Consider the following 24913-nt stretch of genomic DNA (forward strand, 5'->3'; position numbering starts at 1 on the left):
TCCTATCTCAAGGTCACTTTTTGCCTGTTTTTAATAAACAGGAGGCTCAAAATGAGCACTAAACTTAAAAATGGTCAGTCACGCTACCAGTCTAAAGCCGAAGTCGTGACCATCAAAAAATTTCAATTATTGACGTTGGCTAAGGCAACTCATTGTTTCAATGATGCCGAGTTCGAAAATTATGGTGATGCATATCTCGAATTTCCTTCAATTATTCAGGGAGATGGTCATCCGTCAGAAATTTTTAATCTGTATTTGCTGAAAAAATTACAGCAAACAGTACAGTACGATTTTAAAACCTTTGCATCTATTGCGCATCAGCTTGTTGATTTTCAGCGTTTTTTAGAAGATGAGCAATTGGACTGTTTGAAATTTCACAAACTAAAACAGTCAAATGCGATTTTTAAATATCGTACTCGGCTAATTGAGCAAGCGAATGCAGGTCTAATTTCAGTTAGTTCGGCACGTAATCGAATTAATGCAGTGGTGAACTTTTACCGATTTCTTGTTACTGAAGATTTGGTTGATCATCAGCGCTACGGCATACCATTTAAAGACGTCTACAAATACATTGCCGTGGATAATGAGTTTGGCGCACGTAGAAAAATGGCAATTAAGTCGCATGATCTTGCGATTCATGTTCCGGCCAAAGCACCGAATCCTGAAACGATTGCGGATGGTGGTGAGTTAAGTCCGCTTACTGTTGAAGAGCAAGCTGTTGTATTAAAAGCATTGCGGAAGTCATCACGTGAATATCAGCTGATGTTCTATCTTGCATTATTCACTGGCGCACGTTTGCAAACGATTTGTACTTTACGAATCAAAAACTTAATTGATTGTGAGCCAGATAGTCATGGCTTTATTAATCTGCTAGTTGGAGCGGGTACAGGCATTGATACCAAATTTCAAAAGTCAATGAGATTATTAATTCCGAAGTGGTTAGTGCAAGATCTTAAAATCTATATCAATAGTGAGCGAGCGTGTCAGCGTAGACAGAAATCAAACTTAGGCGACTCGGATGAAAACTATGTGTTTCTCACCAAATTTGGCACATCATTTTATACAAGCAAAACTGAACAGCAAGAACTGACTGAGCAGATTAAAGCATCTGACTCATCTGGGGTGAGGCTGAAATTGTATGACGGTGAAGCGGTTCGTAGTTATTTAAAAGTCGTACTATTGCCTGAAATTCGCCTGATTGATCCACAATTTAAAAGCTTTAGATTTCATGATTTACGCGCCAGTTTTGGTATGAATTTACTCGAAAGTCAGTTACAGCACCTGCCAGAAGGGCATTCTGCTATGACCGCTGTTGAATATGTGCAAGCCAGAATGGGTCATACTAATATTAGTACGACTTTACAGTATTTGAACTATAAATCGCGACTAGAATGGCGTAGTAAAATTCAGCATGAGTATGAATCAAGCTTAATGAAATACGTGATGTCTTCTGTCAATTTTGCGGGAGAATTGTCATGAATTTTAGACGTTCTCCGATTTTTGTGCATATCTCAGATATCAATAAACAAATTAATGAGCATGAGCGACTTGTTCTTGTCTGCAAAGATAAGACAGCTTCTTTTGCTTTTAAGACATTCGACATCGGAACTCTGTTTTATCGGAAAAGAGTATCTGGTGAGGTTTTATCAGAACAACAGTTATCTGCATCTTTTGATGAAAAAAGACGCTATTTTTTACAATGTTTGACCAATTATTTGTTGCAAATGGGCGGATCAGACTTATCAAAAGGCCTCTTTTACTACACTAGTAAAATGTTTCTAGATTATGTGGATTTGCAAAAGAAAAATTTTGATTTATCAAATCAAGACAGCGTTATCGATGCGTATCGTCGTTACAGTAAATATTTAGTTGATCGCACTTTGCTTGCAGATACTGACGAAGAAAACCTGGCTGCGCATACAGCAAAACAATATCAGCGTAATGCAGCGAAGTTAATCGCATATGTATTTGATTGTCACGAAATTGATATTTTTAGTCAAGCGATGCAAGTACAGTCTCAGCGTTATGATGTGCCAGTTTTACCGATCGCAGAACAAGATCATCAAAAAACTTATGCAACTTTGTTGAATGCCTTTCTTGAAATTCATCGTATTGTTGTACAAGAAAATGACTTTCCTGCACATTTTCAATCCGTGGATGAAGAAAACTTCTATTTTTACTCGAACTTTCATCATCAAACTGAAAAACAACATATTCAGTTTGATGTACAGAGTTACTTAGCCAAATATAGCTCAATTCCGACATTGTCAAAAATGTTGATGGATTTCGGGCTTGCTGAGGATAGTGAACATCGAAAGCGTGTACGTGAAAATCGCAATCAAGCGATTCGTAAACTTGAAGAGCGTAATAAAGACAAGCGACATTTAGAGCGTACAAGACTTGCATCCTACGGTCTAGCAATCGGCATGCTGTTATTTATTGCACAAACTGGTGCAAATCTAGACACTGCTCAACAATTACAACTCGACAGCATGGAAGTCCTGCCATCCACACAAGGCCGACGTTTCTCAGGTACAAAAAGCCGTGCAGGTGGCAAGACAGTACGGCCAGAGTTTGGGGTGAAATTTGAGCCAGTTTTTAGGAAGATTCTGGAACTTCGAGAATGGTATATTCAAGATGAGCCATGTGATTTTATCTTTCCATTGCGCAACGAAATTCAGCAATTGGGACCTGTAAGCAACGCCAGATTACAATTAATAAAAAATTTTTTACAGCGCATTTTCCCAAAAATGGCCTGGATCACCCCACAAGAGTGGCGCAAGCATGTTAGCAGTCAATATGTTGAATTGAGCGATGGTGATCTCTTACTCGAAGCTGAAAAAATGGGGCATTCACTCGATACAGCTCGCAAGAATTACAGTCGAACTTCATTTAAAGATGCGAGTCAGCAAATTTCACAATTCTTTCATGAGTTGAGAGAAGTTGCGGTGGCACAAACTCGAACCGTTGAGCGCATTCCTGTGCAAACGTTAGATGAGACTGTTGATGTTCAAACCTTACCTGTCGGGGCTTGTACGACTACCAATCTACAACCTGAAAAAACTTTAGGCTTTACCAAACAAGCCCCAGCTCCAAACTGTCAGCAATTTGAGTATTGCCTATTCTGTCAATACTATGCAGTCCACGCTGACGATGAAGATGTACGCAAGCTTTTATCCCTAAAAAGCCTGCTCGGCTACGTTAAGCAGAAAGCCACGGATTTGATCAAATGGGAGTCACACTTCGGTGTGGTTTTACATCGAATTGACGAAGTACTCAACAATTTATCAAATACTTATGGGAATTTGCGTGATCGTATTTTTTCAATTCAAGAAGAAGTAGAAAACGGTGATTTAGATGCCTATTGGCTCAATCATTTTGAGCTTTTAATTGATCTGGGGTGGATATCATGAGTTCATTTAATTCATATCTATATTCATTGGGTGTTGCTGAGCAGTTTTTGCCAGATGAGTATCATTTAGAAAAGGATCAGTTGACAGTACCTGCTTCTTTTGTACTGTCTCGAACAAAAAACGGTGAAACACTATCAGTTTATTCAGACAATGTGTGGGATCTTTCTCCATATTTACCGAAGTGTCATTGTCGCCTGAATTTTGATAGCTGGCTTGAAAATGCCCGAGAAAATGACTTTCTTTACTGTCAAATTCGGGCAGAAATGAAAAAAATCAGTTTTGCTTTGCTTTATATAAAATCAGGTAAGTCGATTATTAAAAGTATTGAACAGCGGCATACGGTTTTGCGCCAGTTTGCAGCAATTGCATATAAAAATGGCTGCACATTGCAGCAATTGTTTAGCGATGTTGCTTATATGTCAAAAGTAAATAATGCTTATGTTGGTGTGAGCTATCAAAAAGCCATCCATATCAAAGCATTTTTAACGGATTGTTTTGCATTGCAACAGCAATACCCATTGCTCATTCCTGCTTTTAGTACATATAAGCCAATAGGGCATTTAGCAAAGTTGGCTGTTCAACTCAGGTTGCAATCGGGCAAAGTGGGTCCGCAAACTAAGTTAATACCTTCACGTATTTATATTGCCTTAATTAATGCTTTAGCAGATTTATTAAACGAGTTTAATCAAAATGCTTCAGCACTTCTGAAATGGTTTCAGCGCAAGCAGCAGGATGCAAATTTTGCTTTGATGCCGACAGAATTTAAGCGTGAAAAAAATGCGGTAAGTTTTACTGATGCTCGAGATTTACTCGGTTTAACAGCGCTGTTTGAAAATAATCAGATTCAAAAACATGCGAATTTGACTCGCTACATGACGTTGATACAAGGAATGGCCAAGTTGTGGATTCATTTGTTTACTGGTATGCGGGACAATGAAGTAAATCAGCTGTCTTATGATTGCTATCAAACGGTTCAAAGTAATGAGCATCTTGTGCATGTGGTTATGGGCTACACCTCTAAGTTACATGGGGGTGGCAACAAGTCTACTTATTGGATTACGTTTGAAGATATTCAAACTGGCGTACATGCAGCACAAAGTGTTGGTGAAATCTACGCCATATTTAATCCGCATTACGATTTTTCTAATCCTTGTGAATATCCATTATTTCCAGCACGATATTCACAAAAACATCGGCATAAAAACAATCGAAATATCGAAAATGAAACGGATTTTATCTCTAATTTTGAAGGTGCTCCAACGCGAACTAATGCCAATTTTAATCAGTACTTAAGCCGTATTACTGTCTTGCTTGGAGAGGGGTTGAAAATCACAGAAAGTGATATCGCCGAGCTTGAAGCTTTCGATGGTTTCCGCAACTGGCGTGAAGAAAAAGACTGTCAAATTGGTCAATACTGGAATATTTGCACGCATCAGTTTAGACGCTCACTTGCAGTTTATGGCGCACGTTCAGGCATGATCGGACTCGGTGCTTTGTCTGTTCAATTTAAGCATCTAACAGAGTCTATGACGTTGTATTACCGAAATAATGCAGTATTTGCCCCGAATATTTTAGCCAGTGAGAGCCAAAAGGAATTTATTCAAGAGCTGGAATATCAACGTCTAATGCATTCATATGCGCAATTTGAGGATGGTGTAATTAATAGTTCTAGTCGTTTACTCGGTGGTGCAGGCACCTATTTACAGCTACAAAAAGATCGTGAACAGCTACTTAAAGTATTTCCAGATAGAAATGAAGCGATTAAGCGAATGAAAAAGGGAGAAATTGCCTACAAACCGAGTCTTTTTGGTGCTTGTACCAATCCAGACTCCTGTGAAAAAATTTCTTTTACGGCTATTACCAGTTGCTTGAGTTGCGCCCATGCTGTGTTTGATGCTGGGAGTGCTGAAAAAATGCAAAAAGCAGTTCAGCGACTACAGCGAGTACGAGATACACAAACCCAAAATAGCTTGCTGTACGGGCAAATGGACGGTGAGATTTTGGCTTTAAACAAAATGATTCAAAAAATTAAAACGATCAATATTGAGGTGTAAAATATGAGTGCACTTAATGATTATTACGCTGCTTTAGAGCGTTTAAAAGCCAATAAACCGACTGTCCTACCGAAAGGCTCTGCCATTAATAATGACACGGTAGCGCTTGAAGCAGGGCGTAAACGGGGTTCGATTAAAAAGAGCCGCCATGCAGCATTGGTACAGGCAATTGAGCTGGCTGCACAGCAAGCAGGACAAAATGTACTTTCGCCTACACAGCGGGTTGAAAAAGCCAAAAGCAAGACCAAGGCGGTTAAAACTGATTATGAGAAACTTCAGGAAGATTATGAGAGGCTGTTGGAAAAGGCGAACTCGCTGTTGTTGGAAAATTTTGAGTTGAGGCAAAATACTCGAATTTTTTGATTTATATAGCCACTAAGTTTGTGGGCTTAGTGGCTATAAAGGGATATTAAAATTAAAAATCTAAGGTTTTTATTAATAAATCTACCATAACATGCCCCCTCTTCATAATTTCCATATCTGTCCAATCGCTAACATTACTTAATGACTGATTATTAAAAGAAAGGTTGGTGTTGATTGCTAAGCCATTTTGATAGCCAATATTAATTGTAAGGCCACCAAGTTTTATAATATTCAACTTTTGCTTTTGAGTTAGACTACCTTTAGATAATTTTGAATTATAAGCAGATAAAGTTAAATTCCCGATTTTATGTACACTTTCTTGGTGTATATCTTTTATATCTCGATTGTTTGCATTTTTTTTGAGCATTTCTTCCCAATCTTTAGATATATTTTCTGATTGTGGTAATACATGTTCAATCGTCCAAATGTAGTCACCTTTATTATTTCTTTCCCATAAATTAGGATTGTATTGTCGATTTGTCCAAAGAGAGTCTAATTTGATTAGTAAATATCTAGACATACTATTCTGGTAGAAATCATTACTTGATAGTATCTCTTTGACTTGATCAATGCTTGCAGGCTTATGTTTATTATTTAAAAAAGATGACTTTATTAAGTTGATATCAATTTTTTTACCATCTTTCATGGCATTGTGACAATTTTCAATGACATCAATGTTGATTTGATCTAGTGCTCGAGTTTTTGGCATATCGGTTAGGTTTCTTCTAATAGCAAATTTTTGCAAAAATTCTAAAATTTCAAGTAAGGTTTGCTCATAGTCATTAGAAAAAAACTTAGAGTCTAAGGACATTAAGTACATTAATAAAGTATAGGTTGGCGCAGTATTAATATAATTAAACTCTTGAAGATTTTGACCAATTATTGTTTTTGTATCTGGCTCGACAAGTGACTTGTAAATATTTGATTTAGCAATTAAGTCTGAAAATAATTTTTGCGTATCTCTTTTTTCAATCAATTCTTCATAAATCTTAATTAATTGTGATGTTGTTGCTTTCTTGTTGCTCATTGAAATTAATGGCAAGTGATTGAAAGCATTGAAATACTGTCTTAGAAATCTGTCCTCTAACCCTTCAATATTGTTAATTAGATCTTGCCATTGATCATAGGCTGAATCTATGTTTTGGTTATACTTACTGGTTAGTGTGGCAAGCATTTTGTTTTTGATAATATCAATTGCCGATAACGGTAATCCACGGTTATTAAGTGTATCAAATAGTCTAAAAGCATCACTATTGGAACTAACTTGTATATGAACCATTGTAATAGCATTAACCTTTTGAGCAATATTTTTTAAATCGTCCAGATTTTTTTCCTCTAACCGTTCTAAAAAATATGAATAAGCTTTAGACATTCTTCTTAAATTAAAATAGTTAGGTTTTTTTACAGATTCAGGTAAAACGCCACATAAGCTAAGAATATACTTATAGTCGCTTTCGTTATCATTTTGTGTTGATGGTAAGAACCTAAGGATAAAATTATCATTTCCAACTGAAAAAACACCTTTCTGCTGTGGGTTGTTAGACGATTTTAGTTTCTTAATAAGCTGATTAGAAATATTAATCAAGGTTGCTTTGTATTCAAAGAACTCATCTTCGTCTAGATTAGATTTCGATTTTTCAATTTCAATATTCAATTTTTTTCTAAGAGCAGCTAAAAAAATTGAGATGGTTGTAAAACGCTGCTGTCCATCAATAAGTTCAAATACTTTGTCTGTATTTGGCTCAGTAGAGCTTTCATCAAATAAACATATAATTGAACCGATAAAATGGCCTAAATCGTCCTCTTCTATGTCATCTAGAAACTTTTCCCAATGGTCTTTTTGCCAGCTATACGGTCTTTGAAACTTAGGAATATGATAATGCTCATTTGCACTGCTTGAATTTAAGATGTTGGAAAGTAATTGTTGTGAAGCTTTCATAATGGATTTTAATAAAATAAATTCCCCTATTGTAACAAATTAAATATAACAGTCTAATAATTGTAATGAAAATAACTTGACTATACTTTTAGTGATTAGTTGTGGGTATTAATTCATTATATAAAAGTAAGTCTAAACTGTTCTTATCTGCTTCAGGTTGTGGTATTGAAGCATTACCTAACCATACTACTATTTCGTTATTCTCTGTCACTGCCAACAGAGAAGTCGCTGCGGCAAGGCTTTATCAAAGAAATAAACCAAGCCAAAACCCCACTGAATGAAAGGAACACTGCACAATGCCAGTAATGGCAGGCTGATTTTTGGTATCTGTAGTTTTTCTTTAAAAAGGCCGGCTGCGAGGGCAAACAGGGCAAAAAATGCGTAAAGTTCACCTGTATAAGTAACCCACGGACGGTAGTGAATGGGCAATAACCATGCAAGGGAGATGAGGATGACAGCCAAAAATAGCAATGCAGATTTCATAGGAAAAATAGACCAAAAAACTGGCTCTATCTTATATTTTTTTAGGCAAGATGATAGTGCTTTGTGTGGCAAGTTTGATTGGAATTCTGCCAGTTTTAAAATTAGATGATCGCATGGGGAATACTTAAATTCCCCATTTTTTACTTAAGAAATTATTTCCACGGTCTTAAGTCTACTATTTTGATGATGCTTGCAGATTCTTTATTGATTAACACCACCATATCTATTGCATTGGCTTTTAGCGGTAGCCAAGCATCTGCATTTGGATATTTAGCTAAAGTTTTTTTAACTTCAGTTTTTGAGTTGAATTGTTCTAATTTTTGAATGGTAATACATATTATTAAAAGATTTTAGCAAAAAAACGCATCTCTAAAGATGCGTTTTTTATATCCGAACTTATACGCCAGGACAACCAGCAGCTTCATATTTTTTAGGAGCAGTAGTAGCACAAGTCCATGCGCCATCAGCTGTACGTGTCCAAGTAACAGTTTTTGGAGTAGTACCTTGCAATGCTGCAGCAGCATTACCACTAAATGTTCCTACAATCGTGCCTGTCTCTGAGAGTGCTGCTTTATTTGTACCATCAGTATCAACACCTGGTGTAGTTTGAGTAATAATGTTTGAAGCAGTCCAACCCAAAGCACAAGCATTTGCATCAGTTTTTCCATCATTCATACAAGTTTCATAAGCAGTTTTAATTGCTCCTAGCTCTGCTACAGCACGGCTAACTTGTGATTTAGCAATATAGTTTTGGTATTGCGGAATCGCAATTGCAGCCAAAATACCGATAATAGCGACTACGATCATTAGCTCGATCAATGTAAAGCCTTTTTGAGCGTTCATAACATTCTCCACAAATGTTGTTAATTTAATTATAAGCTTTGTAAGCTATTTTATACTTAGCACTAAACGTGCCAACTTTTATTATAGACAATTTACACAGAAAAACAGCACCTTATACATAAAAAAATTCAGACTATAAATTCATCTGTATATTTTTGTTAAAAAGTGACAATTATTGTCAGGCGGCGTTCTGCGATTTTGACAAATATTGTCATTTTGTGATTTGTGTCACATAATTTTCTGAGTGATTTTTTTATGTTTGAGTTGAGAGAGTAGCTTAAAGCCTAAAACTTAGTGTACTTTTTTAATATACAACTACTTTTAGCATCATCTACATAACTAAAGTTCATTTTTGAACGAGGTTGTGCTTTTTAGTTTGAGCTGCTTCAATTTACGCAATTGAATCGCGTAACCGTTTTGTATTGGCATGACTTTTGAGTAGGTACGCTGTTTCTTCAAATGCTTTGTAGTCATCTTGACTTATCAGCACCACGGCTTGTTTATCTTTTCTATTAATAAGTACAGGTGCGTGATCCTCTATAACGTAATCGAGTATATCCGCAAAATTTTCTTGCAGCTCTTCACATGTGATGACTTTCATTTTTACTCCTTAAGAGTTTTCTTTATCTAAAAGTTGAGCAGCCTGTTTTAATCGGTCAGGAACGGTATTTTGAGTGTGACATGCTTCGATAAATTGCTCGAACTGTGCATGACTTAACTGAATATGAGTGTGTTCGTGCAAAATTTGCGGTGCGTAATTTTGAATTAAATAAATAAAAAACTCACTGAGTGCAGAGCAGCCTAGAACAATCGCAGCTTGTTCTGCCAATTGCTTTGTTTCAGCATCTACATGTATTTCTATAACCTCATTGTTTGTCATTACTCATCTTCTTTTGGGTAGAAGTTTTTGTATTTTGTATGACACATAGCAAATATAAAGTCTTATGGTCGGTATAAATATAAACAAAAATTCTCTTTCCATGTCTGCTTGTTTTAATTATGCGGAATAAAATACTTTTTAAACACACTATGCTATTTTTAGGATATGGACAAACTTGAAAAAATTGTCGTTATAAAAGCATGTCCATATGGACAAAATACAAAATGGGGTAAATTAATAGAATTCAATGGCTTGGAGTGTGTCCATATAAAGTGACTTATGGATTGTATCGAATTAATGATCGTTGTTGCAATTATCGGTATTTTGGCTGCGGTTGCACTTCCTGCATACCAAGACTATACCGTTCGTGCAAAAGTGTCAGAAGTAGTTTTAGCTGCTTCTCAATGCCGTACTACTGTAACTGAAACTGTACAAAGTGCTGTTGGTGCTACGCTTCCAGCTGCTGGTGATTGGGGCTGTGAATCTGCATCTCAAACAACTAAATATGTAGATTCTGTAGCGACTGACAACAAAGGTGTTATTACCGTGACTGCTAAGAATATTGATCAGTTGGGTTCAGGTAAAAACCAACTTACTCTAATTCCATACAAAGATGCTAACACAGCATTAGCTAACGGTGATGTTGGTGTAACTGTATATGGTTGGAAGTGTGGTGATTCTAGTGCGGGAACAACTATTCCTCAAAAGTATTTACCAGGTTCATGCCGTGGTCAGTTCTAATTTAAGAATTGTATAAAAGAGGCTGTATAGCCTCTTTTTTTATAGATGATATTTATGAAAAAAATATTGATACTTTTTGCGGTGCTGTGTGCATCTTTTGCTTGGCTGAGCCCAAATCATATTTTTCCATGGGCAAGTTCGCATGGTGATTTTTCCATATTTCTGAGCTTATTATTGCTATTGGTTTATGCAGTTGCCCATTATAAGAAATTGGTCATCTCATCTATCAATTTACCTTTCTTGATTATCGCAAGTATTCCATTATTACAGTTTTTCTTTCAAAAAATATATTTTTTAGGGGATGCGCTGGTTGCATCAATTTATATCTTTGGTTTTTTTATTGCATTAATGATTGGAAATACTATCGGTCAGGATGATAAAAACAAAAAAAATAGTTTTAAGATTGTCTGTTGGCTTATTTTGCTGGTCGCACTTATTTCTGTTTACATTCAGTTATTGCAGTGGTTGATGATTGAACGGCATGGGATTTTTGTCGTAGATCTAACTCCGGGTGGTAGACCTTATGCGAATTTTGCGCAGGCAAACAATTTTGCCACTTTCTTGGTTATGGCTGTCATTTCTACTTGTTATTTGTATGAAGCCAAGGTATTTAATGCTTCTGTTTTAGCTTTGCTCAGTGCTGTTTTTTTATTTGCAATCGCCTTAACTCAGTCCAGAACTCCTTGGGTTTATCTGATTTTTTTCTGTATTTGGTGGTGGTGGAAAGCTTCATCAGCGAGATTAAATATTAAATCTTGGTGGGTATTTACTGGAGTACTTTACTTAGTTGTCTGTAGTGTAATCATTATTCCTTTTCTCTCTAAAATCTTAGGCTTAGGCTTTGCTATTAATCCTCTCAATAGAGCAGTATCTGGATTTCATCGCTTAGAGATGTGGAAAGAAATGCTCATTGCCATTGGTAATGCACCATGGTCTGGTTATGGTTGGAATCAAGTGAGTGTCGCTCAAGTCGAAACGACTTTGGAATTTTCATCATTAGTTTGGATGGAGCATACTCACAATTTAATATTAGATATATTCGTATGGACTGGTATTCCGTTAGGGGGATTAATTAGCTTATTTTTGATATTTTGGTTAGTTAAATATATAGACAAAGCATTTTGTAAAGAAAATTTCCTTATGCTTGCAATGGTGGGGGGAGTGATCGTACATGCGATGTTTGAATTTCCATTGCACTACGCATTTTTTCTATTACCGACAGGTTTGATCTTAGGTTTGATTCAATCCGATACAGATAATATAAATACAAGATATATTCCTATTTCATTTTTTTCAGGATTGAGTATCAGTCTTTTGTGCTTGTTAATGTTTGTAAAAATATTGAGTGAATATCGAGTAATCGAAAAAGATATAGAATCAGCACGCTATGAGTCTTTAAATATTGGTCTTATTGCAGCGAAGCATAGAACACCAGATATCCAGATGTTAACCCAGCTTAGTGCGCATATTGCTTTAATTAGAACTGAACCTCGTTCAAACATGAGTCTAGAGGAGATAGAGGCGGTGAGAAAAGCAGCTTATCGTTTTTCATCTGCTGCAGCCTTATATCGTTATGCTCAAGTGTTGGCATTGAATGGTCACATAGAAAAAGCCAAGGACCAACTCATCATTATAGAAAAACTTCATGAACATCAGTATTCATGGAATTCATTATATATTGTACAACCAAATCTAGCATTTGAATGGATGAATCAAGGGGCTTCTAAATGAAATTAAATTATAAAAGGGCTAAATTTTTTCTTGGGCATTTATTAATATCGGCATTTATTGCAAGTTTAGTTTTACTTGTTGTATTTAAATTATGGTATCCAGCACCTTTAGCAGAGGCTGTTGGTGTAACAAAAATCTTTTTAATGATGCTGATCATCGATGTTATCGTTGGCCCAATCCTTGGTTTTATTGTCTATAAAGAAAGTAAGAAAACTCTCAAAATAGATTTAACAATCATTATTCTGATTCAATTAGCTGCCTTGGTATATGGCTTATATAGCATTGAAAAAGGCCGACCAGTATATATTGTTTATAATATTGATCGTTTTGAACTTGTCCGAAAAAATGAGATTGTTAGCAATGAGAGCCTACAAATAGGGAATATTGGGTTGTCGCCAAACTATGTCGCTGTTAAATACCCTGAAGATATTAAGCTAAGAGAAAAAGTGATGTTTGATGAAGTCTTTGGAGGTGTGTCTTTGAGCCAAAGACCTGAATACTATCAATCTTTGGAGAATATGCGGAATCAGATAAAGCTAAAAACTCAAAATTTGAATAACTTAGTACATTTCAATAATGAGGCTAGGGTTGAAGAAATCTTGAAAAAATATCCAAATGCGGATGCATGGTTACCTTTAAAAGCCAATACAGTCGATATGGTGGTTTTAATGAAGAAAGAAACAGCCGAAGTGATCAAAATTGTAGACTTAAGACCGTGGGAATAATTTCTTGAGTTAAAAATGGGGAATTTAAGTATTCCCCATGCGATCATCCCATTTTAAAACTGGCAGAATTCCAATTAAACCTGCTACACAAAGCACTATCATCTTGTCTAAAAAAATATAAGATAGAGCCAGTTTTTTGGTCTATTTTTCTTATGAAATCTGCATTGCTATTTTTGGCTGCCATCCTCATCTCCCTAGCATGGCTATTGCCTATTCACTACCGCCCGTGGGTTACCTATACAGGCGAACTATACGCATTTTTTGCCCTGTTTACACTCGCAGTTTGCCTATTCAAAGAAAAATTACAGATACCTAAAATCAGCCTGCCATTATTGGCATTGTGCAGTGTTCCCTTCATTCAGTGGGGCTTTGGCTTAGTCTATTTCTTTGACAAAGCCTTGCTCAGCAGCGTGTATATCTTTAGTTTTTGGCTGGCAATCATTTTTGGCTATAACCTCACTCAAAATAGTATTGAACGTGAACGCATCTTTACAGGCTTTAGTTATGTGCTGCTTGGCGTGGGAAGTATTACCGCATTCATGGCCATTTGCCAGTGGCTCACAATCGATCAATACCTGCCTATTATGGTAGATATTAAAATCGGGCAACGTCCTTATGCCAACTTCGCCCAACCCAATAATATGGCGACCTTTTTGGTGATGTCACTCATGGCATGCCTATATTTATACGAAAAACAAAAACTTAAAACCATGTGGATTGTGATTGCAGCTGCCATGATTTTGGTCGGTGTGGTATTGAGTCAATCACGGACTTCGTGGTTGGCGTCACTGTGTCTCTTGACCTATTTGAGCTATCAACAATACCGTGGTGTGATGCGGATTAAATGCCGCTATAGCTTGCTGTGGTTTGCCGCATTTATCGGGCTGATTTTTATCGCACCTGCTTTTAGTCAATTGCTCTCACAAAGTGCAGACCTTTCGGTGCAATCTCGTGATGTGGTACAACGCGCCACAGGTGATATGTCGCGCTTGGCCATTTGGCAGCAAATGCTCGCTGCGATTGAACATCAACCGTGGTGGGGCTATGGTTGGCATCAAACCAGTGTGGCGTATGTCACGATTAGTGAATTTGTGCAAGGCCCTGTGTGGATTCGTAGCGCACACAATTTCATTTTGGACTTTTTACTTTGGAATGGTGTGATACTAGGCGTACCATTTTTGGCGTATTTGGGTTATTGGGGTTACCAATTGCATAAATATACCCAGTCGGTGGAATCGGTTGTTGGTATTCTGATGGTCGGTGCATTTAGTGTGCATGCAATGCTGGAGTTTCCACAAAACTATGCCTACTTCTTGCTGCCTGTAGGTTTTATTATCGGCATGGTTCAGTCACAACGGGTGTTTAAAAACTTCACTTTATCTCCAATTTATTTACGCACGACTTTTGTGATTGGTGCATTGTTGTTGATGCTGATTTATCGTGATTATGAAGTGATGGTGCCTAAATTGAATCAGTCGGTACGCTACGAACATACACCTGAAAAAATCACCCATCAAGAGCGTATTTTGGTACTCGAAGAATTTAACCGCCGCATTGAGTGGATTCGTTTAAATCCATACACTCAGCAGACGCCTGAACAGCTGCAAGAGATTCATGAAATTGTGTTGAATTATCCAACCCGCTACGATTTATTGAAATATGCACGCGTATTAGCATTTAACGGTTATGAAGCAGAAGCCAAAAAGCAATTATGGTTGTTAAGCACTTTGTGGCAGGTCAATGTAGATTATGCGACTTTATTGGATGAGGCAAAGCCGCGCTGATTTGTGTAGCGCAAGGAGGGGGATTTGAAAATAGTGAGCCAAATATGGTGAAAATTTTCAATGTTGAAAATCTCTCCCAACTTCTCTTTAAAAAGAGAGGGGGTATTCATTATAAAATTGATTTCATGTGCGAAAATTTAAAGAGATGCTGAACTTTTGTTCAGATAAAGGGAGTTGTGTTAGAATTGTATGATCTATTCACACAATAAGGCATGCTGATGGCGAGAACTACAAGTGTAACAATTGGCCCACAACTCGATAACTTTGTGAGCAAACTGATTGAATCTGGACGTTATGGTTCAACCAGTGAAGTGATGCGATCTGCACTAAGATTATTGGAGCAGCAAGAAAATCAAACTGCAGCTTTAAAGCAAGCGATTGAAGCAGGTGAGAACAGTGGAGAAAGTACACTTAGCCTAAAAGATATTGCGGCTCAAGTGAAGCAGAAGCATCGTGTATAAGCTATCAAATTTAGCTGTCGACGACTTCACTGCTATTTAAGAATACACCTTACTTAATTTTGGTGTAGCTCAAGCTGACCAATACACGCAACATTTGGAAAATACCTTTCATTTGTTAGTGAGTTCACCGCTGATTGGTTATGCATGTGTAGATATTGGCGAGGGAATACGCCGTCACGATCATCATCAACATGCTATTTTTTATAAAAAACAGGATTATGGAATTTTTATTATTCGGATATTGCATCAACAGATGCAACCCATGAAACATTTTTTGCGTTATAAATACTTTTTTATAAATCCAAGAATTTAAAATGCGCATAAGTAAAATATATTGATATTGAGAGCTTCTTCATTAGAGATAGGCAAGATACTGAATTTTAGGTAAAGTGCCCCAAAAAACAAAAGACTGGAAAACCAGTCTTTTGAGTTATCTAAACCAGATGAATCTTAGAGTTGGCTTTGAATATAGTTTTCAATACCCACAGTTTCAACCAAATCAAGCTGTGTCGTTGCCCAATCTAAATATTCTTCTTCTTTCTCTAAAATTTCCTGAACCAAATCACGAGTCACATAGTCGAGTTGTTGCTCTGCCAAAACCACCGCTTTTTGAATCGCTTCAATATTTTCTTGGACTTTTCGTACATCGCAATTCAGCACTTCAGCAGTGTGCTGACCAATATACAATTTACCCAAATGTTGTAAATTTGGCAGACCTTCTAAAAACAGAATACGCTCAATAATTTTATCGGCATGCTTCATTTGACGAATCGACTCTTTATATTCAGCCGAACCCAGTTGCTCAATGCCCCAATCATTAAACATACGTGAATGTAAAAAATATTGGTTAATTGCAGTCAGGTGATGATACAAAACTTGGTTGAGTTGATTAATCACATCACGATTGCCTTTCATTGCAGCACTCCATCAACAATTTCTGCCTTAAACCGCTTAAGGCAATCTATATTTCTATCTTAAACAAGACTGGGCAAAATGGCGAGTGATTTATAGAACGGCAAATGAAAATCGCAATCAAAAACAATTAGCTAGGCGGTGTGAAGAAATGTAAGATAAGAAAAACCCGCTGTAGTCGAAAGCGGGAGAGGAAACACCGAGTAAAAATTATAATACTGAAATGCGGGAGAGCAATAAAACGTCAGCTTTAGGCAGCGACGGCAAGACGAGACGCAATTTGTGCAATTTCATCGCTAATGATGGCGCGAGTTTCAGGCGCACAGCGACCACAACAGGTGCCCAAGTCAAACATATCGCGAATTTCACGATAGCTGTCTGCACCATTGGCAACGGCTTCTTTAATGTCTTGATCTGTAATACCACGGCATAAGCAAACGTACATGAATGCAACCACAATAATGAAATAAGATAAGAGTTATTATTGATAATTATTATCGTTTGTCAATAAAAATCATTTGAAAAGTCATTTATTGTAATTGGGTTTTTGAATTAAAAAATGCCACTCAATAGGTGGCATCGTTTATTTGTTTTTAAGTGTTTGAATGATAATGGTTTATGAATTGATAATCACCACGCCATCCATTTCAACTAAAGCACCTTTAGGTAAGCTGGCCACACCTAAGGCTGCACGCGCAGGGTAAGGTTGTGCAAAGTATTCACCCATAATCTGATTGACCAATTGGAAGTGAGATAAATCGGTCAGGAAAATATTGAGCTTGGCAATATCGGCCAAAGAGCCACCAGCCGCTTCGCAAACGGCCTTTAAGTTGTCAAATACGCGGCGAATTTGCGCTTCAATGCCTTCTACCAATTCCATGCTGTATGGGTCTAAACCAATTTGACCTGATAAATAAACCGTATTGCCAACTAAAATGGCTTGAGAGTAAGTACCAATTGCTGCAGGTGCATTTTCAGTATGGATGACTTGGCGAGACATTGATTTCTCCTAAAATAATGTACGAACATCATAGACCATCCGACTGCATTTCAGTAGCCTTATGAGTCAATAATGCAAAAGCGGTGAATGTGCGGCACAGTAAAACCATGCAACACATTGAATTAACAAGCTTTGGCTTCTTCTACAATGCTGATGGGACGCGCTAAACGGCTAATCCGTGGGAAACCGTAGTGCATACGCAAATCACGAATAATTTTGGCAATTTGCTTACGGTTATTGACCACAATATTCACATGAGTCTTGCCATCGTGGCTGCGTACCATTTCCACACCCGTTTTGGCCTTACGACACTGATAGATCAAATCGGAAATTTGTTCGTCATTCATATCCATATCAATGCTGAGGTAAGCGGTAAAACTCACGTCATCGACATCTTCTGAAGTCCATTGTAGCGGCATGATATTTTCAGGATGTTGATGCTGCTCATGCAGTAAGTTGTTGCAGCGCGCACGATGCACAATCAAACCACGACGTGACAAGTTGCCCTGAATTGGATCGCCCAGCACCGGGTTGCAACAGTGTGCATATTTGACGTCAATACCTTCTGTACCTTGAATCAGACGGTCAGAATGTTCGTTGCTATCCTGATCAAGTGCGTAAATGTGGTTTGCCACCAACTGCGGCAATAAATCACCGACTGCAATTTGCTCAAATAAACGGTCTTTGGAGTCGATATGACGCCATTGCAACACATTTAACCAATCTGCTTCGGTCAAGTCTTGAATCGAGTGATTAAACAATTTCAGCGCACGGTTCAGGGCTTGCTGACCTACCAAACGCTGTTCTTCAATATCCTGATCACGCAGAATGTTTTGTAAGGCACGACGGGCTTTTTGGGTATTAATAAAACTTAGCCAGTCTGGGTTTGGTGTGGCTAACACATCGGTGATGATTTCGACCACTTGCCCGCTGATGAGTGGTGTTGACAGCGGTTTGCTTTCACCATTAATTTTTGTACCGACGGCGTGGTTACCTAAGAATAAACTGGCTGCATAGGCAAAATCAACCGCGGTGGCGCCTTGCGGCAATTCATGTAAATGTCCATGCGGTGTATAAACATGAATTTTCTCTTGGTGTAGATAATCCAGTAAATCGCTAAATGTGGTTTTAGCGCATTCACCATCAACCAACACGTTTAAGCTTTTCATAGAGGCTTGAATGGCAGAACGGCAGGCTTGTGGTGCGTTTTCACCCAAGACTACGCCAAAACGTGCGGCTTTACGCATCAATTCAGTTTGAATGGTGAGTGATAAGGTGGTTTGTTCACCTTTTAGACGCATCATGAGTGATTGGTTACCGCCTGGTAGGGGGCGACGGATATGATCTTCATAATGCAAGACCTGAAAGTTGTCACGTAAAATATCGGCCAAACGGTCACAGTCGGCAATGCTTTGTAAAATAATTTCAAACGCATGGCTGTGGGTCAGTTCTTGTAGATCAATATCGTTTTTAACAAAGTGGCGCAGTAATTCTATATTGTTATTTTTCTTTTTAATCCGACCGGTAATTTGATTGTCTTGGAGTAGGTCGGCAAGGTTTTGCTCCCATTTAGATTGGTATTCGCAGCGTTTTGGTTTGGTGTGCAACAGGGCAGCTTGCACATCGTTATACATATCTAAATCAAGATTTTGATAACACAGATGTTCGAGGTTATCTGCCATTTCATTCATACCCACGATACGTGCCATGGGTACAAATACATCAAAGGTTTCTTGGGCAATGCGTGCGCGTTTGTCTGGTCGCAGCGCATCTAATGTGGTCATGTTGTGATAACGATCTGCTAGTTTCACAATAATGACACGTGGGTCCTGTAAGGTGGCTTGCAGAATTTTACGGAACGAAGCGGCTTTGTTGTATTCCTTGTCGCTAGAATGGCTGAGTTTGGTTACACCATCGACTAGTTCGGCAACGGTGCGTCCAAATTTTTCTGTGATGTCATCTTTGCTGTAGTCGGTATCTTCAATGACATCATGCAATAGCGCAGCAATGAGCGTGTCGGCATCCAAACGCATGTGTGCCAAAATGCAACTCACCGCAATCGGGTGTAGCACATAAGGTTCACCACTTTTACGGGTAACGCCATCATGCGCATGCTCAGCATAATCACAAGCCGTAAGCACCTGTTCGACTTCACTTACGCTAAGGTAAGGTTCGATCATGGTTTGAAGCTGTTGTTTGGCTTGGCTGACCATCGTGCCTGGCATATAACACCCTTTAAAATACAAGTGATAACGAATTTACAGTTAGACCTTATAATGAAAAGCATATTGCATGACTTGTCAATTTTTTTCGTACCAAAACATAAGGTCATTAGACCATTTAAAATTAGGTCTTAATCCTTATGTTATAACGGTTTTTAGCGTAAGATTAAAGTTCAGACAACAAAAAAGCCTAGTAAAAAACTAGGCTTTTTCAGAAAGTCGTTCTTATTGGAAAGAAAAACCATCTAAATTCAAGTTATTTGCTGAAAGTGCGAGGTCAAGACTCGAAGTTTGATAATCTTGATCACGTTGTTTCAAAATGTCTTTAGAAACGTGACCTTCTGCAATTTCACGTAAAGCAACAACGGTAGGTTTGTCGTTGTCCCACTCAACGGTAGGTTCTATGCCTTGACGTGCCAATTGACGCGCGCGCTTGCTTGCCACTAGTACAAGCTCAAAGCGGTTGTCTACATGGTCTAAACAATCTTCAACGGTAACGCGTGCCATAAGAATTCTCGTTCGAATAATAAATTTAAACAGACTATGCAGTATAAGGTGCTTTGCTTATAGACTCAAGTTTTAATCACGCGCTTGGCGGGCTAATTAACTTTTGAATCAAGGCTTGATGACGATGCGCCTGCTGCGCCATCACCAAACGATTAGCCGTAATCACCGATTCTAAATCGTGCAGAGCCTTATTAAAGTCATCATTAATAATCACATAGTCAAAATTGACATATTGTTGCATGTCTTCAACTGCGCAGCCTAGACGATGTTCAATTACATCGACTGCATCGGTGCCACGGTTAGACAAACGCTCGCGTAAATCAAACTGACTTGGTGGAAGAATAAAAATTTGCTTCGATTCAGGAAAAAGATTGCGTACTTGCTGAGCGCCTTGCCAGTCAATTTCAAGTAACACATCGTGACCTTTGGCTAACTGCTCTTTAACCGTCGCTTGCGCGGTGCCGTAATAATTGCCAAACACCTCTGCATACTCAATAAAACCGCCTTGTTCTACCAAGTCGATAAAATCTTGTTTTTGCGTGAAGTGATAATGCACACCATCGAGTTCGCCGGGACGTTGACCACGTGTTGTGTGAGAAACTGAAACGTGTAAATTATTCACACGCTCAAGCAGGGCTTTAACGAGGGATGTTTTGCCTGTTCCTGAAGCGGCAGAAACGACAAACAATAGACCCGACATGATATTTTTCCTGATATGATAAAATATCTTCTCTATTTTAGAGTAGACGCCCCTTAAACAAAATAGCCAAGATGGCTTTTGTTGGCATAAATTTTAAAACATCCCACCTATTTAACTTCAACATAGAGGGTTCTATGGAAATTGTATTGGCGAATCCACGTGGTTTTTGTGCAGGTGTAGACCGAGCAATTGCGATTGTAAATCGTGCCCTTGAGTGTTTTAACCCACCTATTTATGTGCGTCACGAAGTGGTTCACAACAAATTTGTGGTAGATGACTTGCGTCAGCGCGGTGCGATTTTTGTCGATGAGCTGGATGAAGTACCAGATGACAATATCGTGATTTTTAGTGCACATGGCGTATCTAAAGCAGTGCAGCAAGAAGCGGAGCGTCGTGGCTTAAAAGTGTTTGATGCCACTTGTCCGTTGGTCACCAAAGTACATATTGAAGTCACCAAATATGCGCGTGAAGGCACAGAGGCGATTTTAATTGGTCACGAAGGACATCCCGAAGTTGAAGGGACGATGGGTCAGTACGACAAGAAAAATGGCGGCGAAATTTATTTGGTAGAAGATGAAGATGATGTGGCTGCACTTGTGGTTCAGCATCCAGATAAAGTGGCTTTTGTGACGCAAACTACTTTGTCGATTGATGATACTGCCAAAGTAATTGATGCCTTGCGCCAAAAATATCCGAATATTCAAGGACCACGTAAAGACGATATTTGTTATGCTACTCAAAACCGTCAGGACGCAGTGCGCGACTTAGCCAATCAATGTGATGTGGTGTTGGTGGTGGGTTCGCCAAATTCATCTAACTCTAACCGCTTACGTGAGTTGGCTGAACGTATGGGGAAACAAGCCTACTTGGTGGATAATGCCGATGAATTAAACCAAGCATGGTTTAAAGCAAATACAAAAATTGGTGTGACTGCAGGCGCATCTGCACCAGAAATTTTAATCAAACAAGTGATTCAGCGTTTGCAAGACTGGGGTGCAACCGCCCCTGAAGAGCTGGCAGGGCGTGAAGAAAATATTACCTTTAGTTTGCCCAAAGAGTTACGTATTCCTGTAACACAGGCTTAAACTGCGAAGCATATAACACTTTAAAAAACTGATTAAAAATAGGCAGATAACCGTTGAATGACGGTTATCTGCTTTTTTATGCCTTTTATCCTGAAGTGTGAGGGTTTTGTAAAGTTGTTGGTTACTATTTTAATAGGGCAAAGTCTGTGTCTTGGGGGGGAGTATGCGAAAAAAAGAAAACGGGTTCACCTTAATTGAGTTGTTGGTGACGATTGCTGTGATGGCGATTGTGGCTTCAATTGCAGCGCCAAGTTTCAAAGCTGTAAGGGCTCAGCAAAAAATAGACTATTCAACCAAGGATTTAGAAAAAGTCTTATTACAGGCACGTTATGATGCAATCTTACATCGACAAAGAATGATGGTAAATTTAGGGCAAATAGGTACGTCTAGTACAAATACACTATATTGGTCTGTTCCTGATGAGCAAACTTTGTCTTTTAAAAAGTTCGTGTGTACAAGTAATAAATGGCAGGGAACGCTTATTGACGGTGTAAAGCAACTGATATTTGCAACTGATGGTACAGCTGAACTATTTCGTGGTTATACAGATGATGATGGCAATGCACAAAGGCAAAAACAAGAACTTTCCTCTATTGAGGTCATTATATCGAATGGTAATACTTCTAAGTATGTAGAAATTAGCCCACTTGGTAAAATAACCACAAAAGATCAATCCAGACAAGATCAGGAGTGCTGATAAATGGGAATTCAGTATCAGAAAGGGGTAGGGTTGGTTGAGGTTCTCGTTGCATTATTACTTCTAGCAGTAGGGGTTTTAGGTTTTACTTTGTTGCAAGTGAGTGCATTAAATTCATCTATAGAAGCATCCAAACGTATTCAAGCCATGAGTTTGGCTAAAGATATTGCAGAGCGTATTCGGGCAAATCAAGAGGGATTAGTTAAAGATCTAGAAGGAGAGCCAGATAAGGAAGGTAAGAAAGAAGTATACAAAGCTTATGTTAAAGGTTTTGAAGGTCGAGAGAGCTTAAGTAGTTATAGTTACACAAATTGTTTTGGGGCAGCAGCAGCCTGCAATAGTGAGAATTTTGCGAAAGAAGATGCAAAGCATGCGTTATATAAAGCCTATCAAATGGGTATGAAGATTGGTTTAAGTCAATGTGCTGGAGCAGTACAGAGAAACCGTTACTGTATTTATGTGGCTTGGGATGAAACAAATCCGAAAGATGGTTCAAATACTAATGATTGCACTAAAAATGGAAGCTATGGTTTAGATACAAAATGTATAGTCTTGGAGGCATATTGAGATGAGTAAACAACTTGGTATGACCTTGATTGAATTGATGGTTGCATTGGCATTAGGATTAATTATTACTGCTGCTGGTGTTCAATTATTTGTTTCAGGTACGATTAATTATAGCTTGCAAAAGACGTTAGGTGAATTGCAGGACAATGGTAACTTTGGTTTAAATTATATTACTAAAGATATTCGTTTAGCGAATTTAGATGCAAATCTGGCTGTGATTAATGATCGAAATTTATATAGTGGGATCGTGCTGACAAGTTTGGAAAGCTATTCTGGATTGACAGCAGATGATAAGGCTGTACAAACGGCCAATTTGCCTCTCCATTTAACAAATGCGGATACAACTAAAATATCTCTTCTAACCCAAGGATATGGTCAAGCAAACTGGGCTGGTCAAACGAATATAAATGAATATAAAAGTGATCAGTTGGTGATTCAATATAAAGCAATTATTGCAGGGGCTATGGATTGTGAGGGTAATAGCATTACACAAGCAGAGATAGATCAAGGTACATTTATTGTACAACGATATTTTTTAAGAAAAGATGGAAATGAGCTTGCTTTAGCGTGTGATGCGGGACGTTATAAAACATTACTTGCAACATCTGACTTACCTACCACGATTAGTAATTATGGAGGAAATGGAGAAATTATTATACGTAGAGTTGACCATTTTCACGTGTTGCTAGGGGTTAAAGATAATAGTAAAGATGAATTTAAATATATGTCGATTAAAGATTATATGGGAAATAATAATAGTCTTATAAAAGATGGAACACCTAGAAATCGTATTATGTCTGTACAGCTGGGTATATTAATGCGTGGTGTGGAAACAATCCCAGGTGGGCAAGATGTACCTGAAACATTCCAAATATTAGACCAAAGTGTTTCGCTTAATAATGCTGCTAAATCAAAAAGATATATTCGGGAGGTCGTCACACAAACGATTGCTTTACGTAATGGTTATGGATTGATGGAGAGCTTGTAATGTCTATGTTCTATCAGCGTGGTGCGACACTGATCACTATACTTTTTGTATTATTGCTTGTGACAGTAGTTGGTACATTTGCAGTCAAACAAAGTATTGTGGGTTTAGGAATTGCGACCAATAGCCAAGCTCGAAATTTAATGCAGCAAACTGCGGATGCTGTCTTTTTTGCTTTGGAACAGGACAATAAAGACAATGCCATTTTACAAAAAAACCTAAGTTCGTTAGGTATGTTGGGGATGGTAAAGTCAGATAATTTTTTAACTAAAGAATTAGTATTTTGCTATCGTCCAAAATCACAAAAAACAATGTTTGATTTGAATAAGGCAAGTATCGTGTCTTGGCAAGAAACAACTGATCCAAGTGACAATACTAAGAAAATTACTCAAATTAAAAATGATGAATTAGGGATTACAGGTTTTTGCCAGTACACATCAAATGATTTTAGTAGTGGTAGAGATATTATGATCTCACAAATCGCGGTTAAAAAAAGTGCTGTGAATAGTGATGTTCCTTTTAAGTTCTATCCAATTGGAACGGATACTTCTACAGTACAACTTGACAATATTCAGCCAGTACGGGTAGTGGTCACGACAGTAATCCCAAGTATGGTATCAGGTGGTAATGCTTGGAGTTCAAATACGACAGAAATTAATAAATGTTTTAAAAATTATACCAATGAGAAGTCAATGGAATATACGGATACTGAAACGGTAGCAGACTGTTTTGAAAAGCTGGGTGTGCCCTATAGCCAGCAAGTCATGGACTATGCCGTGGTGAGTTATGCAACGAAACAAGGCAGTTAAGTGAGGATGATG

The 24913-nt window shown here is 38.0% G+C and carries 24 protein-coding genes and 3 pseudogenes; 15 read left to right on the forward strand and 12 right to left on the reverse strand.

What is annotated here, in order from left to right:
• Positions 1–51: 51 nt before the first annotated feature.
• Genes F947_RS08400 through F947_RS08415 form a run of 4 tightly spaced genes read left to right on the forward strand, consistent with a single transcriptional unit; the run spans position 52 to position 5830 of the window.
• Positions 52–1479: a tyrosine-type recombinase/integrase gene (locus tag F947_RS08400; protein ID WP_004974492.1), complete on the forward strand. Its 1428-nt coding sequence runs from the start codon at positions 52–54 to the stop codon at positions 1477–1479.
• Entirely contained in the window at positions 1476–3413 is a 1938-nt protein-coding gene (locus tag F947_RS08405) for a hypothetical protein (RefSeq protein WP_004974494.1), read from the forward strand. The genes F947_RS08400 and F947_RS08405 overlap by 4 nt, the downstream gene beginning before the upstream one ends.
• Positions 3410–5467 (forward strand): hypothetical protein, encoded by a 2058-nt coding sequence (locus tag F947_RS08410; protein ID WP_004974496.1) that lies wholly within the window; start codon positions 3410–3412, stop codon positions 5465–5467. Before F947_RS08405 ends, F947_RS08410 begins: the two co-directional genes overlap by 4 nt.
• 3 nt (positions 5468–5470) lie before the next feature.
• On the forward strand, positions 5471–5830 hold the full coding sequence (locus tag F947_RS08415) for a hypothetical protein (protein WP_004974497.1): 360 nt from the start codon (positions 5471–5473) through the stop codon (positions 5828–5830).
• A gap of 52 nt (positions 5831–5882) precedes the next feature.
• Here F947_RS08415 and F947_RS08420 read toward each other — a convergent pair whose 3' ends face one another.
• The 6 genes and pseudogenes from F947_RS08420 to F947_RS08440 form a co-directional block, all read right to left on the reverse strand.
• Positions 5883–7769: a DUF262 domain-containing protein gene (locus F947_RS08420; protein WP_004974499.1), complete on the reverse strand. Its 1887-nt coding sequence runs from the start codon at positions 7767–7769 to the stop codon at positions 5883–5885.
• Between the two features lie 234 nt (positions 7770–8003).
• Positions 8004–8252, reverse strand: a pseudogene (locus F947_RS08425) (polymerase); the annotation flags it as partial.
• 152 nt (positions 8253–8404) lie between these two features.
• Positions 8405–8572, reverse strand: a pseudogene (locus F947_RS14860) (type IV pilin accessory protein); the annotation flags it as partial.
• A 76-nt stretch (positions 8573–8648) separates the two neighbouring features.
• Positions 8649–9095, reverse strand: a complete 447-nt coding sequence (locus tag F947_RS08430) for a pilin (RefSeq protein ID WP_004974501.1) — start codon at positions 9093–9095, stop codon at positions 8649–8651.
• A 391-nt stretch (positions 9096–9486) separates the two neighbouring features.
• Positions 9487–9696 carry a type II toxin-antitoxin system Phd/YefM family antitoxin gene (locus F947_RS08435; protein ID WP_004974503.1) on the reverse strand — a complete coding sequence of 70 codons (210 nt, stop codon included), beginning with the start codon at positions 9694–9696 and terminating at the stop codon, positions 9487–9489.
• Positions 9697–9705: 9 nt separating this feature from the next.
• Positions 9706–9975, reverse strand: coding sequence for a type II toxin-antitoxin system TacA family antitoxin (locus F947_RS08440; RefSeq protein ID WP_004974504.1), 270 nt, complete (start codon positions 9973–9975; stop codon positions 9706–9708).
• Between the two features lie 279 nt (positions 9976–10254).
• Here F947_RS08440 and F947_RS08445 point away from each other — a divergent pair, with 279 nt between their 5' ends.
• The 6 genes and pseudogenes from F947_RS08445 to F947_RS14350 all read left to right on the forward strand — a co-directional run.
• Positions 10255–10716, forward strand: coding sequence for a pilin (locus F947_RS08445; protein ID WP_004974505.1), 462 nt, complete (start codon positions 10255–10257; stop codon positions 10714–10716).
• A 54-nt stretch (positions 10717–10770) separates the two neighbouring features.
• The gene (locus F947_RS08450) at positions 10771–12447 is read left to right on the forward strand and encodes a PglL family O-oligosaccharyltransferase (RefSeq protein WP_004974506.1); all 1677 of its coding nucleotides are present in this window, start codon (positions 10771–10773) and stop codon (positions 12445–12447) included.
• Complete coding sequence (gene tfpZ / locus F947_RS08455; RefSeq protein WP_004974507.1) at positions 12444–13172, forward strand: TfpX/TfpZ family type IV pilin accessory protein; 729 nt, start codon at positions 12444–12446, stop codon at positions 13170–13172. The genes F947_RS08450 and tfpZ overlap by 4 nt, the downstream gene beginning before the upstream one ends.
• 152 nt (positions 13173–13324) lie before the next feature.
• Entirely contained in the window at positions 13325–14956 is a 1632-nt protein-coding gene (locus F947_RS08460; RefSeq protein WP_004974508.1) for a PglL family O-oligosaccharyltransferase, read from the forward strand.
• A gap of 218 nt (positions 14957–15174) precedes the next feature.
• A complete protein-coding gene (locus F947_RS08465; RefSeq protein ID WP_004974509.1) occupies positions 15175–15417 on the forward strand; it encodes a type II toxin-antitoxin system ParD family antitoxin in 243 nt (80 codons plus the stop codon).
• 52 nt (positions 15418–15469) lie between these two features.
• A pseudogene (locus tag F947_RS14350) lies at positions 15470–15730 on the forward strand (type II toxin-antitoxin system RelE/ParE family toxin); the annotation flags it as partial.
• Positions 15731–15867: 137 nt separating this feature from the next.
• Here F947_RS14350 and bfr read toward each other — a convergent pair.
• The 6 genes from bfr to gmk form a co-directional block, all read right to left on the reverse strand.
• Positions 15868–16332, reverse strand: a complete 465-nt coding sequence (bfr, locus tag F947_RS08470) for a heteropolymeric bacterioferritin subunit Bfr (RefSeq protein ID WP_004974510.1) — start codon at positions 16330–16332, stop codon at positions 15868–15870.
• Positions 16333–16579: 247 nt separating this feature from the next.
• Entirely contained in the window at positions 16580–16774 is a 195-nt protein-coding gene (locus F947_RS08475) for a bacterioferritin-associated ferredoxin (protein ID WP_004974511.1), read from the reverse strand.
• 171 nt (positions 16775–16945) lie between these two features.
• On the reverse strand, positions 16946–17329 hold the full coding sequence (locus F947_RS08480) for a RidA family protein (RefSeq protein WP_004809961.1): 384 nt from the start codon (positions 17327–17329) through the stop codon (positions 16946–16948).
• Positions 17330–17451: 122 nt separating this feature from the next.
• Positions 17452–19554: a RelA/SpoT family protein gene (locus tag F947_RS08485; RefSeq protein WP_004974512.1), complete on the reverse strand. Its 2103-nt coding sequence runs from the start codon at positions 19552–19554 to the stop codon at positions 17452–17454.
• A 222-nt stretch (positions 19555–19776) separates the two neighbouring features.
• Positions 19777–20058, reverse strand: coding sequence for a DNA-directed RNA polymerase subunit omega (rpoZ, locus tag F947_RS08490; protein ID WP_004809957.1), 282 nt, complete (start codon positions 20056–20058; stop codon positions 19777–19779).
• Positions 20059–20134: 76 nt separating this feature from the next.
• Positions 20135–20758, reverse strand: coding sequence for a guanylate kinase (gene gmk, locus F947_RS08495; RefSeq protein WP_004974513.1), 624 nt, complete (start codon positions 20756–20758; stop codon positions 20135–20137).
• Between the two features lie 134 nt (positions 20759–20892).
• Between gmk and ispH the strand changes: the two genes are divergently transcribed.
• The 5 genes from ispH to F947_RS08520 all read left to right on the forward strand — a co-directional run bounded on the left by ispH (position 20893) and on the right by F947_RS08520 (position 24901).
• Positions 20893–21843 (forward strand): 4-hydroxy-3-methylbut-2-enyl diphosphate reductase, encoded by a 951-nt coding sequence (ispH, locus tag F947_RS08500; protein WP_004974515.1) that lies wholly within the window; start codon positions 20893–20895, stop codon positions 21841–21843.
• Positions 21844–22006: 163 nt separating this feature from the next.
• Positions 22007–22540: a pilus assembly FimT family protein gene (locus F947_RS08505; RefSeq protein ID WP_004974517.1), complete on the forward strand. Its 534-nt coding sequence runs from the start codon at positions 22007–22009 to the stop codon at positions 22538–22540.
• Between the two features lie 3 nt (positions 22541–22543).
• Positions 22544–23107 carry a type IV pilus modification protein PilV gene (pilV, locus tag F947_RS08510; RefSeq protein ID WP_004974521.1) on the forward strand — a complete coding sequence of 188 codons (564 nt, stop codon included), beginning with the start codon at positions 22544–22546 and terminating at the stop codon, positions 23105–23107.
• Position 23108: 1 nt separating this feature from the next.
• Positions 23109–24095, forward strand: a complete 987-nt coding sequence (locus F947_RS08515) for a PilW family protein (protein WP_004974522.1) — start codon at positions 23109–23111, stop codon at positions 24093–24095.
• Complete coding sequence (locus F947_RS08520) at positions 24095–24901, forward strand: hypothetical protein (protein WP_004974523.1); 807 nt, start codon at positions 24095–24097, stop codon at positions 24899–24901. The genes F947_RS08515 and F947_RS08520 overlap by 1 nt, the downstream gene beginning before the upstream one ends.
• Positions 24902–24913 lie beyond the last annotated feature (12 nt).

The organism is Acinetobacter towneri DSM 14962 = CIP 107472, from assembly GCF_000368785.1.
In the GTDB taxonomy this organism is placed as follows: domain Bacteria; phylum Pseudomonadota; class Gammaproteobacteria; order Pseudomonadales; family Moraxellaceae; genus Acinetobacter; species Acinetobacter towneri.

Excerpts from the sequence above, each read along its gene's own strand:
- F947_RS08400 (WP_004974492.1), top strand. The coding sequence starts at position 52 with ATGAGCACTAAACTTAAAAATGGTCAGTCACGCTACCAGTCTAAAGCC.
- F947_RS08405 (WP_004974494.1), top strand. The coding sequence starts at position 1,476 with ATGAATTTTAGACGTTCTCCGATTTTTGTGCATATCTCAGATATCAAT.
- F947_RS08410 (WP_004974496.1), top strand. The coding sequence starts at position 3,410 with ATGAGTTCATTTAATTCATATCTATATTCATTGGGTGTTGCTGAGCAG.
- F947_RS08415 (WP_004974497.1), top strand. The coding sequence starts at position 5,471 with ATGAGTGCACTTAATGATTATTACGCTGCTTTAGAGCGTTTAAAAGCC.
- F947_RS08420 (WP_004974499.1), bottom strand. The coding sequence starts at position 7,769 with ATGAAAGCTTCACAACAATTACTTTCCAACATCTTAAATTCAAGCAGT.
- F947_RS08430 (WP_004974501.1), bottom strand. The coding sequence starts at position 9,095 with ATGAACGCTCAAAAAGGCTTTACATTGATCGAGCTAATGATCGTAGTC.
- F947_RS08435 (WP_004974503.1), bottom strand. The coding sequence starts at position 9,696 with ATGAAAGTCATCACATGTGAAGAGCTGCAAGAAAATTTTGCGGATATA.
- F947_RS08440 (WP_004974504.1), bottom strand. The coding sequence starts at position 9,975 with ATGACAAACAATGAGGTTATAGAAATACATGTAGATGCTGAAACAAAG.
- F947_RS08445 (WP_004974505.1), top strand. The coding sequence starts at position 10,255 with ATGGATTGTATCGAATTAATGATCGTTGTTGCAATTATCGGTATTTTG.
- F947_RS08450 (WP_004974506.1), top strand. The coding sequence starts at position 10,771 with ATGAAAAAAATATTGATACTTTTTGCGGTGCTGTGTGCATCTTTTGCT.
- tfpZ (WP_004974507.1), top strand. The coding sequence starts at position 12,444 with ATGAAATTAAATTATAAAAGGGCTAAATTTTTTCTTGGGCATTTATTA.
- F947_RS08460 (WP_004974508.1), top strand. The coding sequence starts at position 13,325 with ATGAAATCTGCATTGCTATTTTTGGCTGCCATCCTCATCTCCCTAGCA.
- F947_RS08465 (WP_004974509.1), top strand. The coding sequence starts at position 15,175 with ATGGCGAGAACTACAAGTGTAACAATTGGCCCACAACTCGATAACTTT.
- bfr (WP_004974510.1), bottom strand. The coding sequence starts at position 16,332 with ATGAAAGGCAATCGTGATGTGATTAATCAACTCAACCAAGTTTTGTAT.
- F947_RS08475 (WP_004974511.1), bottom strand. The coding sequence starts at position 16,774 with ATGTACGTTTGCTTATGCCGTGGTATTACAGATCAAGACATTAAAGAA.
- F947_RS08480 (WP_004809961.1), bottom strand. The coding sequence starts at position 17,329 with ATGTCTCGCCAAGTCATCCATACTGAAAATGCACCTGCAGCAATTGGT.
- F947_RS08485 (WP_004974512.1), bottom strand. The coding sequence starts at position 19,554 with ATGCCAGGCACGATGGTCAGCCAAGCCAAACAACAGCTTCAAACCATG.
- rpoZ (WP_004809957.1), bottom strand. The coding sequence starts at position 20,058 with ATGGCACGCGTTACCGTTGAAGATTGTTTAGACCATGTAGACAACCGC.
- gmk (WP_004974513.1), bottom strand. The coding sequence starts at position 20,758 with ATGTCGGGTCTATTGTTTGTCGTTTCTGCCGCTTCAGGAACAGGCAAA.
- ispH (WP_004974515.1), top strand. The coding sequence starts at position 20,893 with ATGGAAATTGTATTGGCGAATCCACGTGGTTTTTGTGCAGGTGTAGAC.
- F947_RS08505 (WP_004974517.1), top strand. The coding sequence starts at position 22,007 with ATGCGAAAAAAAGAAAACGGGTTCACCTTAATTGAGTTGTTGGTGACG.
- pilV (WP_004974521.1), top strand. The coding sequence starts at position 22,544 with ATGGGAATTCAGTATCAGAAAGGGGTAGGGTTGGTTGAGGTTCTCGTT.
- F947_RS08515 (WP_004974522.1), top strand. The coding sequence starts at position 23,109 with ATGAGTAAACAACTTGGTATGACCTTGATTGAATTGATGGTTGCATTG.
- F947_RS08520 (WP_004974523.1), top strand. The coding sequence starts at position 24,095 with ATGTCTATGTTCTATCAGCGTGGTGCGACACTGATCACTATACTTTTT.